This window comes from Microbacterium sp. PF5 (genome assembly GCF_004794315.1).
Lineage (GTDB): Bacteria > Actinomycetota > Actinomycetes > Actinomycetales > Microbacteriaceae > Microbacterium > Microbacterium sufflavum.
In genome coordinates, this window is the sequence record NZ_SSDQ01000021.1 from 1 (window position 1) to 15703 (window position 15703).

At 71.1% G+C, this 15703-nt stretch carries 17 protein-coding genes and 3 tRNA genes; 6 read left to right on the forward strand and 14 right to left on the reverse strand.

Translation table 11 applies throughout. The annotated features are described in order from the left end of the window. The 12 genes from DW297_RS00295 to DW297_RS00350 form a co-directional block, all read right to left on the reverse strand. Positions 1–1913 (reverse strand): PH domain-containing protein (locus DW297_RS00295; protein WP_275092277.1); only part of this gene is annotated, 1913 nt, incomplete at its 3' end. Next, positions 1910–2491 (reverse strand): PH domain-containing protein, encoded by a 582-nt coding sequence (locus DW297_RS00300; protein WP_136028521.1) that lies wholly within the window; start codon positions 2489–2491, stop codon positions 1910–1912. The genes DW297_RS00300 and DW297_RS00295, both read right to left, overlap by 4 nt. Further along, a complete protein-coding gene (locus DW297_RS00305; protein WP_136028522.1) occupies positions 2442–2924 on the reverse strand; it encodes a DUF3180 family protein in 483 nt (160 codons plus the stop codon). Before DW297_RS00305 ends, DW297_RS00300 begins: the two co-directional genes overlap by 50 nt. Continuing rightward, positions 2921–3460 carry a 2-amino-4-hydroxy-6-hydroxymethyldihydropteridine diphosphokinase gene (gene folK, locus DW297_RS00310; protein WP_136028523.1) on the reverse strand — a complete coding sequence of 180 codons (540 nt, stop codon included), beginning with the start codon at positions 3458–3460 and terminating at the stop codon, positions 2921–2923. The genes DW297_RS00305 and folK overlap by 4 nt, the downstream gene beginning before the upstream one ends. Further along, entirely contained in the window at positions 3457–3852 is a 396-nt protein-coding gene (gene folB / locus DW297_RS00315; RefSeq protein WP_136028524.1) for a dihydroneopterin aldolase, read from the reverse strand. Before folB ends, folK begins: the two co-directional genes overlap by 4 nt. Before the next feature lie 33 nt (positions 3853–3885). Further along, complete coding sequence (gene folP / locus DW297_RS00320) at positions 3886–4695, reverse strand: dihydropteroate synthase (RefSeq protein WP_136028525.1); 810 nt, start codon at positions 4693–4695, stop codon at positions 3886–3888. Then, a complete protein-coding gene (gene folE / locus DW297_RS00325; RefSeq protein WP_168442758.1) occupies positions 4695–5300 on the reverse strand; it encodes a GTP cyclohydrolase I in 606 nt (201 codons plus the stop codon). Before folE ends, folP begins: the two co-directional genes overlap by 1 nt. Position 5301: 1 nt before the next feature. Then, positions 5302–7302: an ATP-dependent zinc metalloprotease FtsH gene (ftsH, locus tag DW297_RS00330; protein ID WP_136028527.1), complete on the reverse strand. Its 2001-nt coding sequence runs from the start codon at positions 7300–7302 to the stop codon at positions 5302–5304. A gap of 93 nt (positions 7303–7395) precedes the next feature. Continuing rightward, positions 7396–7947, reverse strand: a complete 552-nt coding sequence (gene hpt, locus DW297_RS00335) for a hypoxanthine phosphoribosyltransferase (RefSeq protein WP_136028528.1) — start codon at positions 7945–7947, stop codon at positions 7396–7398. Positions 7948–8003: 56 nt separating this feature from the next. Next, positions 8004–8531, reverse strand: coding sequence for a hypothetical protein (locus DW297_RS00340; RefSeq protein ID WP_136028529.1), 528 nt, complete (start codon positions 8529–8531; stop codon positions 8004–8006). Next, positions 8528–10465 (reverse strand): alpha/beta hydrolase, encoded by a 1938-nt coding sequence (locus DW297_RS00345; RefSeq protein ID WP_136028530.1) that lies wholly within the window; start codon positions 10463–10465, stop codon positions 8528–8530. Before DW297_RS00345 ends, DW297_RS00340 begins: the two co-directional genes overlap by 4 nt. Next, the gene (locus DW297_RS00350) at positions 10462–10728 is read right to left on the reverse strand and encodes a hypothetical protein (protein WP_136028531.1); all 267 of its coding nucleotides are present in this window, start codon (positions 10726–10728) and stop codon (positions 10462–10464) included. Before DW297_RS00350 ends, DW297_RS00345 begins: the two co-directional genes overlap by 4 nt. 134 nt (positions 10729–10862) lie before the next feature. Between DW297_RS00350 and DW297_RS00355 the strand changes: the two genes are divergently transcribed. After that, positions 10863–11459 carry a DUF937 domain-containing protein gene (locus tag DW297_RS00355; RefSeq protein WP_136028532.1) on the forward strand — a complete coding sequence of 199 codons (597 nt, stop codon included), beginning with the start codon at positions 10863–10865 and terminating at the stop codon, positions 11457–11459. 29 nt (positions 11460–11488) lie between these two features. Here DW297_RS00355 and tilS read toward each other — a convergent pair whose 3' ends face one another. Further along, positions 11489–12481 carry a tRNA lysidine(34) synthetase TilS gene (tilS, locus tag DW297_RS00360; protein ID WP_136028533.1) on the reverse strand — a complete coding sequence of 331 codons (993 nt, stop codon included), beginning with the start codon at positions 12479–12481 and terminating at the stop codon, positions 11489–11491. Between the two features lie 74 nt (positions 12482–12555). On the opposite strand from tilS, the gene DW297_RS00365 reads away from it, so the two are divergent. After that, positions 12556–13212 carry a TMEM175 family protein gene (locus DW297_RS00365; RefSeq protein WP_136028534.1) on the forward strand — a complete coding sequence of 219 codons (657 nt, stop codon included), beginning with the start codon at positions 12556–12558 and terminating at the stop codon, positions 13210–13212. 43 nt (positions 13213–13255) lie between these two features. After that, positions 13256–13747 (forward strand): inorganic diphosphatase, encoded by a 492-nt coding sequence (gene ppa, locus DW297_RS00370; RefSeq protein ID WP_096713254.1) that lies wholly within the window; start codon positions 13256–13258, stop codon positions 13745–13747. Between the two features lie 60 nt (positions 13748–13807). On the opposite strand, the gene DW297_RS00375 is transcribed toward ppa, so the two are convergent. Beyond that, a complete protein-coding gene (locus tag DW297_RS00375; protein ID WP_136028535.1) occupies positions 13808–15157 on the reverse strand; it encodes a M23 family metallopeptidase in 1350 nt (449 codons plus the stop codon). 211 nt (positions 15158–15368) lie between these two features. Here DW297_RS00375 and DW297_RS00380 point away from each other — a divergent pair. The 3 genes from DW297_RS00380 (at position 15369) to DW297_RS00390 (ending at position 15687) form a co-directional block, all read left to right on the forward strand. Further along, positions 15369–15441: transfer RNA gene (locus tag DW297_RS00380), tRNA-Glu, on the forward strand. A 31-nt stretch (positions 15442–15472) separates the two neighbouring features. Then, positions 15473–15546, forward strand: a tRNA-Asp gene (locus DW297_RS00385). A 68-nt stretch (positions 15547–15614) separates the two neighbouring features. Further along, positions 15615–15687: transfer RNA gene (locus DW297_RS00390), tRNA-Phe, on the forward strand. Positions 15688–15703: the final 16 nt, after the last annotated feature.

The following is a 15703-nucleotide window of genomic DNA, read 5'->3' on the forward strand; positions in this document are numbered from 1 at the left end:
CCCACCGGAGGCACCGCGGGAGGCTGCACCGGAGGCGACCCCACCGGAGGCACCGCGGGCGACTGCACTGCAGGCGCCGCGGACGGCTGCACGGCGGGCGACTGCACCCGAGGCACCGCGGGAGGCTGCACCGGAGGTACCGCGGGAGGCGACCCCACCGGCGGCACCGCGGGCGACCCCACGGGCGGGGCGAAGGGCGCAGGCCGTGCACCCGGAGGTGGCGGCGGACCGGTGAACGCCGGGGGCTCCGGCGCGACCGCGTGCTCGCTCCACCGGTGCGTGCGGTCGCGCGACGCCGCCTCAGCGGCCGCGCGGCTGACGTCGTCCAGCAGAGCGAGGGCGTCCGCGCGCTCCAGCCCCGCGAGGATCCCGGTGATCGGGCCGGGGACGGTGTGCACCTGCGCGCCGGACACCCGCTGCGCCCGATCGATCGGCCCCTGGTTCAGCGACACGCCCTGCAGTCGGGCCAGCGGGAACACCGCGAGCTTGCGCCAGACGATGCCCCGCCGCAGCAGCAGCCCGTCCGCGGTCACCGCGTAGCCGTGGCGTCTCCAGGAGAAGGGCCGCCGCCACCACGCGCGCTGCGGCATGGTGCGGTAGGGGTCGTCCGCGGCGGGACCCACGACGCCCTGCTCCCACAGCAGCGGGATGCTCGCGGGCGGAAGGTCGGGAAGCACCAGCGCGAGCACCCGCTCGACATCGGCGCGCTTGCCCACCGGCAGCACCACGTTGAACTGCTGGCCGCTGCCGGAGGACTGCTGCGCCGCGCTCTTGCCGCTCATCCGGTTGATCTTGATGGTCCACCAGCCGAATGGACGCCACAGCAGCGACTGCGACACCTCGACCGCGAAGATGCGGCCGGGCGGAAGCGTCTCGGTGACGGTGGTGAGCAGCCCGTAGGTGATGCGCACGCCGTCCGGCGTCGGCGCGATCGAGTAGCGCAGCGACTTGGAGATCTGCGCCCAGGTGATACCGACGACGGCCACCACCATCGGCACGCCCATGCCGAGCCCGATCCCGAGCAGCACGATGCCGCCGTCCGGATCGCCGTCGACGAGGACCCCGATGATCGTGCTGCCGATCGCGATCGCGAAGATCGCACCGAAGAACACGAGCCACAGCAGACCCGAGATCACCTGCGAGCCGATCAGACGCCCCGTGGGGATCTTCACGACGCTCTCCGGCACCACGTCTTCCAGATCGACGCCCGCGATGAGGCCGGTGACCCCCTGGTTCATCGAGCCGACGAGCTGCGACCGTGCCGACGCCCGCTCCCCCGGCACCTCCGCACCCGGGTTCATGGCGGCGTGCCGGGCGGCCCGGGCACCCGACGCCAGACGCAGGATCTCCGCGCGCACGCCCTCCGCCCGAGGCGTGGCCAGGTATTCGAGCTCGACGTTGGCGTCGTTGCCCGCCCCGACCACCTCCAGCTTCGCGAGACCGATGATGCGCGCGGGGAACGGGCGCGTCAGGTTCACGCCCTGCACGCGGTCGAGCGGCGCACGCCGGTGCGACCGGAAGATGATGCCCTTGCGCACCTCCACGTGGTCGCCCGTGATGCGGAACTGCTGGAAGCGCCACACGAACCAGAAGATCGCCACGAGCACGACGACGAGCGCCAGCACCCCGAGCAGCGCCACGAGCGCCAGGTTGTTCGAGAGCACCCAGTCCACCGGATCGCCGCCGGTGTAGTCGCCGTAGTGCGCCTCCTCCGGCGTGAACATGCCGACCAGCCATGCGATCACGCGATCGCGCATGTTGGCGATCACGATGCCGGCCACGATGATCAGCGCGAGGCCGCCGTTGAACAGCGGCGTGAGCGGATGCATGCGGTGCCACTCGCCGTCGGCGAGGTTCGTCGGCGGCGCCGCGGCCTGACCGACCGCGGAGCCGGGGAGCTGCGCCTCGCTCACAGGCCGGTCCGGCGGGTCTCGGCCACCTGGATGAGCGTGTCGCGCAGGGCCTCGGCCGCCGCCTGGGTGAGTCCGGGGATCTGCACGCCCGTCGTCGCCGCCGCCGTCACCATCTTCAGCTGGGACACGCCGAACGCCCGGTCGAGCGGGCCCTGCGTGATGTCGACCAGCTGCATGCGCCCGTACGGCACGGCGATCATGCGCTGCCACAGGATCCCCTTGCGGAACACGATGTCGTCCGCGCGCAGCATGTAGCCGATCGCGCGCGCCTGCCGCGGCAGGATCACGAGCGTGATCAGGGTGATCAGGATGATCGCGCCCGCGGGGATCCAGACCCAGTCCTGCTCGAGCACGACGTTCAGCACCACCGCGGCGACGGCGACGATCACCAGGAAGATGACGTTCTGCACGATCTGCGACACGACGTACCGCGGCGAGATCTGGTGCCACGTGCCGTCGAGCTCGAGGCGTGCCTCGTTGCGCGCCGTGCGCAACTGCGTGTACGTGCCGCGGTCCAGCGCGTCGAGGTCAGTGCCCTCCGCCGGGTTCAGGGGCGCGGTCTCTGGGTTCTGAGTCATCAGGATCCTTCGGGAGGGTGCAGAACTGTTCAGCGATGAGGGCGGCCACGACGAGCACGACTGCACTCGCGATCAGCGCGGCCATCGCCACTGTCGACCCTACCGGCGGATCGATCGGCCTCGTCAGAAGGAAGAGCAGCAGTCCTGCGCCGAAGCCGGCCATGATCGCGCCGAGCAGGCTCGACGCCCGCGCCAGTGTCGCGGCACGAAGCGCGCGGAACGGGTCGATACGCGTTCCGGAGCGGACGCTGCGGCGCACCGGCCAGGCGACTCCGAGCGCCGCGATCGCGATGAGCACGAGCAGCACGGGCAGCAGCAGCGACGGCGTGAACGTGGCCCGCCCTCCCGCGGTCAGCATCTGGTCGAGCGCGAACCCCGCGGCGCCCCCGAGGAGGGCGAGCACGGCCAGCAGCCCGGCGGACGTGCGCTTCATGCGTCGCCCCGCGCCCGCAGCCCCGCCACGAGGTCGTCGACGCGTCCGTGTCCGACCAGTGCGGCGCCGGGGTCGACGTCGAGCCACGGTTCCAGCACGAACAGGCGCTCGGCCGCGCGCGGATGCGGCAGCTCCAGCCGCGGGTCGTCCGATTCGACATCGCCGTACGCGATGAGGTCGAGGTCGAGCGTGCGGTCGCCCCACCGTTCCTCCCGCACGCGCCCGTTCTCGTCCTCGATCGCGTGCAGCATGCCCAGCAGGATCTCCGGCGCCAGGCGCGTGGTGACGAGCGCGACCGCGTTGACGTAGCCCGGGGCGTCGGGGTCGGGACCGTCGAGGCGCACCGCCACCGTCTCGAACAGCCGCGAGACGCGCACGTCGCTCACCAGCGGCAGCCGACGGATGCGCTCGACGGCCGCGCGGATCGTCTCCTGCCGGTCGCCCAGGTTCGCCCCGAGCGCCACGACCGCGACAGTCTCCGGGCGACCGGGACGTGGGGCGGGAACGTCGGGCGGGCGCGTGAGATTGCGGCTCATACCGTGATGTCCTCCAGGGTCTCCGGCGCCCGGGTGCGGTGCACCGTGACGGCCACATCGGCGAACTCCAGCGGGATGGGCGCGTGCGGCTTGTGCACCGTGACGGTGACGCCCTGCACGCGACGGTCGTCGAGGGCGACCGCGGCGATGCGCTCCGCCAGGGTCTCGATGAGGTTGACCGGCTCGCCGGCGACCACCGCGGCCACGCGTTCCGCCAGCTCGCCGTAGTGCACCGTGTCGGCCACGTCGTCCGATCCGGCGGCCTGCTCCAGCGAGAGCCGCAGACGCAGGTCGATCGTGAACTCCTGCCCCTCCTCGCGCTCGTGCGCGTAGACCCCGTGGCGGCCGAACACCGTCAGCCCTGTCAGCACGATCTCGTCGAGGAAGTCCATGCCTCTAGCGTACGGCGCGGCTCCGACGCCGCCTCAGCCGCGCCAGGCTTTCGCGACCGCGAGCGCGTCGCGCGTCGCGGCGACGTCGTGCACCCGGACGGCCCAGACCCCGGCCTGCGCGGCGAGGGCGCTCGTGACGGCGGTCGCCAGATCGCGTCGCGCCTGCGTCACCTCGCCGTCTTCGGGCCGTGCGCCCTGCAGCACCTCGGCGAGGAACCGCTTGCGCGAGGTGCCGATGAGCACGCGGGGGCCGAGCGCGACGATCTCGTCGAGGCCGCGCAGCACGTCCCAGTTCTGTGCCCCGGCCTTGGCGAAGCCGATCCCGGGGTCGAGGATCACTCGCGACGGGGCGATGCCGGCGGCGGCGGCCTCCCCCAACCGCTCCTGCAGCTCGCCCGCGACGTCGCGCGCCACCCTGCGGTACTCCGCCCTCGCGTACATGTCGTCCGAGAAACCGCGCCAGTGGCCGATCGCGTAGTCGGCACCCGACTCGGCGACGGCCGCACGCATGTCCGGATCGGCGAGGCCGCCCGACACGTCGTTCACGATCCGGGCGCCCGCGCGCACGGCCGCCGCGGCCGTGGCGGCGTTCAGCGTGTCCACGCTCACCGGCACACCGGCCGCCGCGAGCTGCTCGATCACGGGGAGCACGCGACGCTGCTCCTCGTCTGCACCGACACGCTCCGCGCCCGGCCTGGTCGACTCCCCGCCGACGTCGAGCACAGTCGCGCCGTCGGCCCGCAACCGCAGGCCGTGCTCCACCGCGCGCTCCACGTCGAAGTAGCGGCCGCCGTCGCTGAACGAGTCGGGCGTGACATTGACGATGCCCCAGATGCCGGTCATCAGCACGCGCCGGCGGACGGGACGGACATGCCGATCAGGGTCACGAGCTCGGCCCTGGCGACGGCGTCGGTGTACTCCCCGCGCGCGGCGATCGTGAGGGTCGACGCCTCGGTCTGCCGTCCGCCGCGCATCGTGACGCAGCCGTGGCTCGCATCGAGCACCACCAGCACGCCCCGCGTGTCGAGGTGCTCGGCGATCGTGTCGGCGATCTGCTCACCGAGCCGCTCCTGCACCTGCGGCCGTGCCGCGAGGATCTCGACCACGCGCACCAGCGCCCCGAGGCCGACGACCTGCTCGCCCGGAAGGTAGGCGATGTGCGCGTGCCCGGCGAACGGCAGCAGGTGGTGCTCGCACACCGAGCGGAACCGGATGTCGCGCAGCAGCACCGCACCGGACGGCAGGGTGTCGGGGGCAGGACCGCGCGTCACGCTGATCGTGTGCGCGAGGGGCGCTCCGGGGTCCTCCCCCACGCCGGAGAAGAACTCCGCGTAGAGCTCCGCCATGCGCGCCGGGGTCTGCTTGATGCCCGGCCGGTCCGGGTCCTCGCCGATCGCCTCCAGCAGCTCGCGGGTGAGCCGCTCGACGCGCTCCCTGTCGACCGTCACGTCACGCCGTCGCGGGGCGGGGGTTGCCTGCTCCTGCCGATCCCTGCTGCGCACGCGGGGCAGCGGACGGCGCCTCGACGGAGGCCGCGAGCGACACGTCCTTCTTCGGGACCTCGATCGGCGGGCGCTCCGACACCGGACGGTCTTCGCTCGACAGCCACAGCGGGCGCTCGGGCAGCTTCTTGACCTCGGTGAAGATCTCAGCGATGCGGTTGTGGTCGAGGGTCTCCTCCTCGAGCAGCGCCAGCGCGAGACGGTCGAGGATGTCGCGGTTCTCGCTGATCACCGCGTACGCCTCGTTGTGCGCCTGCTCGATGAGGGCGCGCACCTCGGCGTCGACCCGCTCCGCCACCTTCTCGGAGTACTCGCGACCGCGGCCCATGTCCCTGGCCACGAACATGTCGCCGCCCTCGGTGCCGAGCTTGACCGGGCCGACCTGCGTGGTCATGCCGTACTCGATGACCATCTTGCGGGCGATCGAGGTCGCCTTCTCGATGTCGTTCGATGCCCCGGTGGTCGGGTCGTGGAAGACGATCTCCTCCGCGACGCGGCCGCCCATCGCGTAGGTCAGCTGATCCTGCAGCTCGTTGCGGGTGACGGAGTACTTGTCGTCGATCGGCAGCACCATCGTGTAGCCGAGGGCCTTGCCGCGCGGGAGGATCGTGATCTTGGTCACCGGGTCGGTGTAGTTCATCGCGGCGGCGGCGAGCGCGTGACCACCCTCGTGGTACGCCGTGATGAGCTTCTCCTTGTCCTTCATCACGCGGGTGCGGCGCTGCGGGCCGGCGATCACGCGGTCGATGGCCTCGTCGAGGGCGCGGTTGTCGATCAGCTGCGCGTTCGACCGGGCGGTGAGCAGAGCGGCCTCGTTGAGCACGTTCGCGAGATCGGCGCCGGTGAACCCCGGGGTCTTGCGGGCGACGACCTCGAGGTCGACGCTCTTCGACAGCGGCTTGCCCTTGCTGTGCACCTCGAGGATCTTCTGCCGGCCCTTGAGGTCGGGCGCGTCCACGCCGATCTGGCGGTCGAAGCGACCGGGGCGCAGCAGCGCGGGGTCGAGGATGTCGGGGCGGTTGGTGGCCGCGATCACGATGACGTTCGCGTTCGGGTCGAAGCCGTCCATCTCGACGAGCATCTGGTTCAGCGTCTGCTCGCGCTCGTCGTTGCCGCCGCCCATGCCGGCGCCGCGGTGGCGGCCGACGGCGTCGATCTCGTCGATGAAGATGATCGCGGGGGCGTTCTCCTTCGCCTGGCTGAACAGGTCGCGCACGCGCGAGGCGCCGACGCCGACGAACATCTCGACGAAGTCCGAGCCGGAGATCGAGTAGAAGGGGGCACCGGCCTCCCCGGCGACGGCACGGGCGAGGAGCGTCTTGCCGGTTCCGGGAGGGCCGTACAGCAGCACGCCCTTCGGGATGCGGGCGCCGATCGCCTGGAACTTCGCCGGGTCCTGCAAGAACTCCTTGATCTCGTGGAGCTCCTCGATCGCCTCGTCGGCACCGGCGACGTCGGCGAACGTGACGGTGGGCGTCTCCTTGTTGACGAGCTTGGCCTTGGACTTGCCGAACTGCATGACCTTGCCGCCACCGCCCTGCATCGACGACAGCAGCCACCAGAACAGCAGGCCGAGGAGCACGAGCGGGAGGAGGAGCGAGAGGAAGCCGTCGAACCAGGTCGCGCGCGGCACCGCGTCGTTGAAGCCGTCCTTCGGGGCGGCGGCGTCGATCGCGGAGACGACCTCGTCCGCCCGCGCCTCGACGTAGTAGAACTGCACGTTCTCGGAACCCTCGAACGGCTTCGACAGGGTCATGTCGACGCGCTGGTCGCCGTCGGTCGTGACGACCTCGGTGACGGTCTTGCCCGAGAGGAGCTCGAGGCCCTGCTGCGTCGTGATCTGCTTCGGCGCACCCAGGTTCGAGATCAGCAGGAATCCGCCGAAGAGCAGCACGCCGATCAGTGCGACGTAGATCAGCGGGTTGCGGGTGAGCTTCTTCACATCCATGGTCGGATCAGCGTATCGCCTCCCCGCTAGGGGGCCGCTGTGCGTTCACCCACGGCGCAACGGTTCCGCGGGGCGCGCTGACCCGACGAAGGCTCAGCTGTAGACGTGCGGCGCGAGGACCGCGACGTCGCGGAGGTTGCGGTAGCGCTCGGCGTAGTCGAGGCCGTAGCCCACCACGAACTCGACCGGGATGTCGAAGCCGACGTACTTGCAGTCGATCTCGACCTTCGCGGCCTCGGGCTTGCGCAGCAGCGCCAGCACCTCGATCGACTCGGCACCGCGCGACTCGAAGTTCTCCAGCAGCCAGCTCAGGGTGAGGCCGGAGTCGATGATGTCCTCCACGATGAGCACGTGCTTGCCGTGCAGGTCGGTGTCGAGGTCCTTGCGGATCTGCACGACGCCGCTGGACTTGGTGCTGGCGCCGTAGCTCGACACCGCCATCCAGTCCATCGGGGCGTGGAACGGCAGAGCCCGCGCGAAGTCGGCCATGACCATGACCGCCCCCTTGAGCACGCCCACCAGCAGGAGGTCTTTGCCTTCGTAGTCGGCCGCGACGCGCGCGGCGAGCTCTTCCAGCTTCGCGGTGATCTCCTCCTCGGTGACGAGGATCTGTGCAAGGTCGTCCTGGATCTCCGCGGCGCGCATGGATCGATTTTAGGCGACGTCGCCGGATGCTCCGACCCCGGCGGGCGGCATCGACGTCAGGAGCGGATCTCGTCGTGGTCGCCGCGGGTCGTGCGGGGGCTGAGGACCGAGAGCTCGACGGTCTCGAACTTGCCCTCCTCCGTGCGCACCCAGGTCACCTCGACGTACCAGTCGTCCTTCACGTAGGCGTCCGCGGTCCGCCGGCCCTCTCCGGTCTCGCGCGCATCGGTGTGCTCCCACCCGTCGTCGAGCAGACCCGCCGCGATCGCCTTCGCCGCGTCCTCGGAGGCTGCGGCGCGCTGCACCGGCTCGACGTAGACGTCCACCTGCCACCAGACCTGGTCGTCGGGCGACGGGTCGGCGGAGACCGGGTTCTGCACCATGCGTCCGCTCGACTCGACGTCGGGAGCGGTCGTCGGGGCCAGCTCCGCCGGGATCATGCCGACCATCTCGTCGGCCAGCGCCTCGGCCTCTGTCCGGTATTCGTCGAGTCGGCTCTCGTCGGTGGTCATGGTGCATCCTCCCAGCGTCAGGGCTACGAGGACGCCGGCCATCAGCGCGATGGCACGTGCGGTCCTGGTCATCCCTCGATCCTCGCGTACTCCGGCACGAAGTCCGGCTTGTCGATGCCGTCGGTGCGCACCGGGGCCTGGACGATCGGGGCGCCACCCGGCACCACGATCGGCCGCGGGTTGTAGACGTCGTCCGGCGCGAACAGCATCGCGTCGCCGCCGGTGATCACGGCGATGATGTTGTCGAAGGCCACGGAGCGCGGGTCGTACACCGAGCTGTGGCTGTCGATACCGCGCGGTGTGCCGTTCCCCTCGACGTTGTAGTCCTCCAGGTCGACGACGCGTCCGCCGCGCTCGTCCTGGATCCACCCGGTCTCCAGGCGCGTCACGCCGTCGGCCGTGAGTGGCGACTGCCCGTGCATCTGGCCGGCACCGTTGCCCTGGATGAGACCGACGACGAGATCGCCGCGCGCCATCATCGAGTAGTGCGGCACGCCCGAGGTGTGCGGAAAGTCCTCGACGCCGCTCACTCCCGCCCCCATCCCGGCCGCCGAGACGTAGAGGATGCGGTCGGCGACGAGCCCGGCCTTCTCCGCGAGGCCCACGGTCGCGCCGCCGTAGCTGTGCCCCAGCACGGTCAGGGTCGAACCGCTCGGCTTGTCGATCCCGGCGACGAAGTCCACGAGCTTCGGGGCGAGGTCGCGCGAGTAGGAGGCATCGGTCGGACCGGGGAGCTCCAGCTGCGGGAACGTGCCGCCGGCCCACTGGAACACGGCCGTGTCGGGTCCCGCCGAGCGGTACAGCTGCGCGCCGGTGCCGTCGCCGAAGCTGGTCATCGTGGTCGTGGTGCCCGGCACCGACACGGCGACGTTGCGGATCCAGGCGGGGATGTCGCCGGTCGTCGGGTCGATGGGGCCGTGGTAGGTGCCCACCGCGTCGGCACCAGGGTCGAACACGACGACGCGCGCACCGGCGCCCTTGTCGGTGTGCTTGCGTTCGCTCTCGTCCCACCACGTGTAGTCCTGGTCGAGCAGGCTCTGCCAGTAGTCGATCGGCTCGCGCAGCTTCGCGATCTCGTCGAGGTAGCCCTTCGCCTCCCACGCGTCCGCGCGGTCGCCCGTCTTGAGGCTGTCCACGAGCGCCTGCAGCCGGGCGATCTCAGCCTCGCGTCGCGCGATCTCGTCGCGGATGTTCTTGTGGTTCGCCGTGACGCGGTCGCGGATCGGGATGCCGTTGAGGTTGCCGAGCAGGAGGGAGGATGCCGCCAGGAGCGCCGTGCGGGTCTCCTCGTCCATCGCGTTCCACGTCTCGCGGATGATGCCGGGGTCGCCCAGCCCGGCGAGCGACTCCGCCGTGATGCCGTTCACGTCGCCGGCCCAGATGAGCCCGGCGGCCGAGAAGCCGCCGGGGCCGACCTTCCCGCCCTGGGTCACGGCGACGACCAGGGGCACCGCGGCGAGCGCGGTCGCGGCGCGCTGATCGATCGTCGCGCGCTCGTCGGCCAGCGCGTTGTAGGAGGAACGGGCGGCGTGGTACGCGTCGATCGCCGCCTGCCAGCGGTGCAGGTAGCCCGGGTCGTCCAGGTACATCCACGACGGCAGCACCGCGTCCCAGGCCAGCGCCCACCCGGTGACGAACTCGCTGGCGGCGTTGAGCGCCTCGGCGCGGCGGACGAAGATGTGGTCGTAGGCGTTCTGCGCCGCCCTGAGTCGACGGGCGGCCTCGCCCTTCAGCGCCTCGAGGTCGGTGGCGTACGTCGTGATCGCGGCGGAGATGCCGTCGAGGCCCTCCGCGGCCTCCCCGAACCGCTGCGCGAGGAGCAGGACGCGTGCACCGAGGGCGTCGGACGCGGAGGCGGTCATCGACGTCAGACCCGCGAGCGCGGTGTCGGCGTCGCCCTTGCGCGCGCGGGCGGAGGTCGCGCGGGTGGTGAACGCGGTGGCCGCCCCGTTCACCGCACCCACGTCGCCGCGGGCGGGGTCGTCGATCAGTCCGGGCAGGCTCATCGTGCCGCCTGCGCGAGAGTGTCGTCCGACGCGGTGAAGGTGCTCGCCGCCGCAGCCGCGTCGGAGGCCGAGTTGGCCGCCGTCTGCGCGAGGGCCGAGAGGGCCTGCGACACGAGCGACTCGATCTCGCCGAGCGCCGCCTCCACCGTCGGCGAACCGGTACCGGCGAAGGACAGGCACGAGGTGACGACCGGCGCACCCGCCGCGGTCAGTCGCGCTCGGGCCGCCTCCAGCGTCTCGCCCTGCACATCGAGGTCCGTCATCGATGCTCCTTCCCCCCGTGCCTTCACGATAGGAGCAGGCCCCGGTCGCGGTCGATGGGGACATCTCCCCATCCGCGCACGAGCGCACTACTGTGAGCGGGACACGGGCGGACGCCCCCGACGGAAGGATCCCCATGGCCCTCGACGACATCCTCAGCCAGGTTCCGATCGACGACATCGCGAAGAAGCTCGGCGTCTCGCACGACGAGGCGAAGACCGCGGTCGAGCAGGGCGGCGCGGTGCTGCTCGGCGGGCTGGCGAAGAACGCGGAGACCCCCGAGGGCTCCGACGCGATCCAGAAGGCGCTCAAGAAGCACGAGGGCGCGACGGGCGCCGCCTCGGTCGACGACATCGATCAGGCCGACGGCGGCAAGATCGTCGCGCACATCCTCGGGTCGAAGGAGAAGGAGGTCACCACGCAGCTCACCGAGTCGAAGGCGACCCCTGGTATCGACTTCGGCAAGCTCCTGCCGATCCTCGCCCCCATCGTGATGGGGCTGATCGCGAACGCGACGAAGGACAAGACGGCGAAGACGGAGCCGACGGCCGAGGGCTCCGGAGGGATCGGCGATGTGATCGGCGGCATCCTCGGCGGCGGCGGTCAGAGCGGCTCGGGCTCGGGCGGCGGCCTGGGCGACGTGCTGGGCGGCCTGCTCGGCGGCGGCAGCGGCTCGGGTGGCGGGATCGACCTGGGCGGCATCCTGGGCGGGCTGTTCGGCGGCAAGAAGTAGCGATCGCCCGACCTGCCGCGCCCGGCGACTCAGCGCCCGGCGGCGGTGAACACGAGGCGCCCACCCTGGCGCCGCGCCGAGCAGCCGGGCAGGTCGATGGGGCCCTGTCCGCTCCAGTCGGTGACCAGGCGGGCGACCTCGACCGTCTGGGTGCGGGTCAGGCTCACGCCGAACTCGCTGTCCACCACGAGGCGGATGATGCGGTTGCGCAGCGCGGCGGGGTTGGCGGCGAGGGCGGCGACGCTCACGGAGATGCCGGCCTCGGCGTGCTCGACGATGTCCTCGATGGTCTCGTGGATCATCTCGTCGAACGCCTCCGCGTCCTCGCGCAGCTGCTCGGCCGTGCGGGCCAGGGCCTCCGCGATCCCGGGGCCGAGCTCGGCCTCCAGCACCGGCAGCACGCGGTCGCGCACGCGGACACGGCTGTACCGGTCGTTGCGGTTGTGCGGGTCGTCCCAGGCGTCGAGCCCGGCCGCCACGCAGAAAGCCCGGGTGGTCGCACGGCGCACGCCGAGCAGCGGCCGAAGCCACCGCACACCGTCGCCGTCGGCACGCTCGACGGCCATGCCCTGCAGGCTCGCGGCGCCGGAACCCCGGGCGAGCCCGAGCAGCACGGTCTCCGCCTGATCGTCGAGCGTGTGGCCGAGCAGCACCGCCGCGGCCCGGAGGTCGTTCGCCGCGTCTCGCAGCACGCGGTACCTCGCGTCGCGGGCGGCCGCCTCCGGTCCGCCATCGCCCGACACCTCGACCCGGACGACGAGGGGGTCGAGGCCCAGGTCCGCGGCGGTTCGCGCGGCCCGCTCGGCCACCGCGGCGGAGTCGTCCTGCAGCCCGTGGTCGACCGTGACGGCGGCGACGCGGAGACCTCGCTTGGGGGCCTCGAACGCGGTGGCGGCGGCGAGCGCGAGGGAGTCGGCACCGCCCGACAGCGCGACGATCACGGAGCTCCCTTCGGGGAGGTCGGCGAGCGCGGTGCGCACAGCGAGGCGGATCTCGGCGACGGCGGGATCGAGCGGCGGCATCACTCCACGCTAGGGCACCGCCAGCGCCTCGCGGCCCCCTGGCTCCCGCCCACCCTCGCCGATATTCTGGCGCGGTGACCGAGAACGCGAGGCCGTACCTGTATCGGACCGAGCGGTTCACGGCCTTCGTCGACGCGGTCGTCGCGATCGCCATGACGCTGCTCATCCTCCCGCTGCTGGAAGCCGTCTCCGACACGGCGGCGGGGAATCGGAGCACGGCCGAGTTCTTCACGGAGCACTCCGGCCAGCTGCTGAGCTTCGCGCTGAGCTTCCTCCTCATCGCGGTGTTCTGGATGGGGCATCACAGCCAGTACCGCGACGTCGAGCGGATCACCCCGGCGCTGCTGTGGATCAACGTGGGCTGGATGGCCACGATCGTGTGGCTGCCGGTGCCGACGGCGATGCTCGGCCAGCTCGACTCCGATCCGCTGCAGGCGGTCGTGTACATCGGGACACTGATCGGCACGCAGGTCACGACCCTCGGCGGCTGGCTCTACCTGCTGCGCCACCCGCAGCTCACCACGGCGTCCGCGTCGGTGCTCCGCGCGGGCGTCGTCGGCGACCTCGCCGCGATCATCCTGTTCGCGATCGCCCTGGTCATCGCCGCGCTCGCCGCGCCGAACGGCTACGCCGCGCTCCTGCTCCTGCTGCTGAACGGGCCGCTCGCGCGCCTGCTGAACCGGCGCGCACGCGGTCACCGCACGGACGTCGAGCCGCCGGCCCGCGAGTAGGCTGGTCGGCGGCATCCAACCGAACTTTCTGAGGAGCACACGCATGGGCGCACACGACGCCGTCATCGAGATCCCGCGCGGCAGCCGCGTGAAGTACGAGGTCGACCACGAGACGGGGCGCGTGCACCTCGACCGCGTGCTGTACACGACCTTCGGCTACCCGGCCGACTACGGCTACTTCGACAACACGCTCGGCGAAGACGGCGATCCGCTCGACGTGCTGGTGCTGCTCGACCACGCGATCTACCCCGGTGTCGTCGTCGAGGTCCGCCCCGTCGCGGTGCTCAAGATGAGCGACGAGGCCGGCGGCGACGACAAGCTGGTCGCGGTCCTGTCGAAGGACCCGCGCTGGGCCCACATCCAGGACATCGACGACATCGCCGAGTACACGAAGAAGGAGATCGCCCACTTCTTCGAGCACTACAAGGACCTGGAGCCCAACAAGTGGGTCAAGGTCGACGAGTGGGGGAACGCCGCCGAGGCGCAGCGCATCCTCGACGAGGCGATCGCCCGGTTCGGCGAGCAGGGCCACTGAGCTGATGCAGAAGACCCCCGGAGCACGACGCTCCGGGGGTCTTCTGCTGCGCGACCGATCTCAGACGGAGATGCCCCGGTCGGCCATGAAGTTGATGGGGTTCGTGTAGCGGCCGTTGATGTACACCTCGAAGTGCAGGTGGCAGCCGAACGAGCCGCCCGTGTTGCCGGCGTAGGCGATGACCTGTCCGGCCTCGACCCACTGGCCGTTGCGGACCGCGAAGCCACCCGGCTTGATGTGCGCGTAGCCCGTGGCGACACCGCCGCCGTGCTGGATGCGCACGTAGTTGCCGTACCCGCCGTTGTAGAAGGCCGCGTCGACGGTGCCCGAGTGCGCCGCGTAGATCGCCGCTCCGCAGCCGTTCGCGAGGTCGACCCCGTAGTGCCAGCTGGACGAGCAGCCGCGGGAGTTGCACTGCTGCGAACGGGGACCGTAGCCGGAGCTGCGGTAGCCGCCGTGCGGACGGACCCATCCCCCGGAGCCCGGAGTTCCTCCTCCACCGCTGTTGCCCCCCGCGTTCGCGGCGGCCTCCTCGGCAGCACGGCGCTCGGCCTCCTTGCGGGCGGCCTCGACGCCGGCCTGGTACTGCGCGACGGTGGTGGCGGTGGTGTCCTTGAGCGCGGCGAGCTGCGCCTGCATGGTCGCCAGGTTCGCGGACTGCTCGTCGAGGGCGGCCTGCGCCGCATCGGCCGCCTGCTGCGCGGCGACCATCTTCTCCTCGGCGATCTTCTGCAGCCGGTCGCGCTCGTCCCGCGCGACGACGGCCTGGTCGCTGAGCGACTGCGCGGCGTTGCGGGCGGCGACGGCGTCGTCGTACACCGAGCGGTTGTACTCGAGCAGCTTGTCCATCGAGCCCAGTCGCGCAAGGAGCTCATCGGCGTTGCTGGCCGATCCGGCGAAGAACAGCTCGAGCGAGGTGTTGTCGCCGCCGTTGCGATACAGCTGCGCGGCGACCTGCCCGGCCTTGCGGGCGGACTCGTCGGCCGCGGCGGCCTGGGCGTCGGCCTTCTCCTGCAGCGCGTCGGCTTCGGCGATCGCGGCGAAGTAGGCCTGCTGGGCGTTGTAGAACTCGTTGGACGCAGCCTCGGCGGCGGCCTGGGTCTCGGCGACCTTCTGCGTCAGCGACTGGATGAGGCCTTCGATCCGCGAGACCTCGGCCGCCTTGGCGGCTTCGTTCTGCTTGGCGCGCTGCACGTCGTCCCAGCTCGGGTACGACGCGGCGTAGGCGGCGGAGACGCCCGACGAGATGCCGAAGGCGCTGAGGGCGACCACGCTGAGGGCGCCGAGGCCGATGGCCCCGCGACGGCTGATGCCCGCCTTCCAGAACGCATGGCTCTCGGCCGGACTGGGCGCGCAGCCACACTCCGCGGAGGCGGCGGAGGCAGCATCCACCGGATTCTTGTCGTTCACGCGGCCCCTTCCGCCGGTTTCACAGATGTCACACTAACAACAACATTCACATCCGCACCAGCGAAATGGCACGGCCCCCGCAGCACCATCGTGACCTCCATGGTCCTCCCGAAACACGCCCGGGGGAAGACGCATCGCCCTCGATTCGCGATTTGCTCGCGTCATCCCTTATGCTTGAGCGTCGGCAAGGAAGTCCTCCCGGGACTGACTCGGCCCCATCGTTTAGCGGCCTAGGACGCCGCCCTTTCACGGCGGTAGCACGGGTTCGAATCCCGTTGGGGTCACTCCATCCGATACAATTGAAAACACCAGTATGGCCCTGTAGCGCAGTTGGTTAGCGTGCCGCCCTGTCACGGCGGAGGTCGCGGGTTCAAGTCCCGTCAGGGTCGCTCCGTGCGACGAGCTCTTTCTTCGGAGAGGGCTCTTCGTCTAGGACGCGGCAGCACCATCGCCGCGCGGCTCTGTAGCTCAGTTGGTAGAGCGTTCGACTGAAAATCGAAAGGTCACCGGATCGATGCCGGTCGGAGCCACAAGGCTGATCATTAC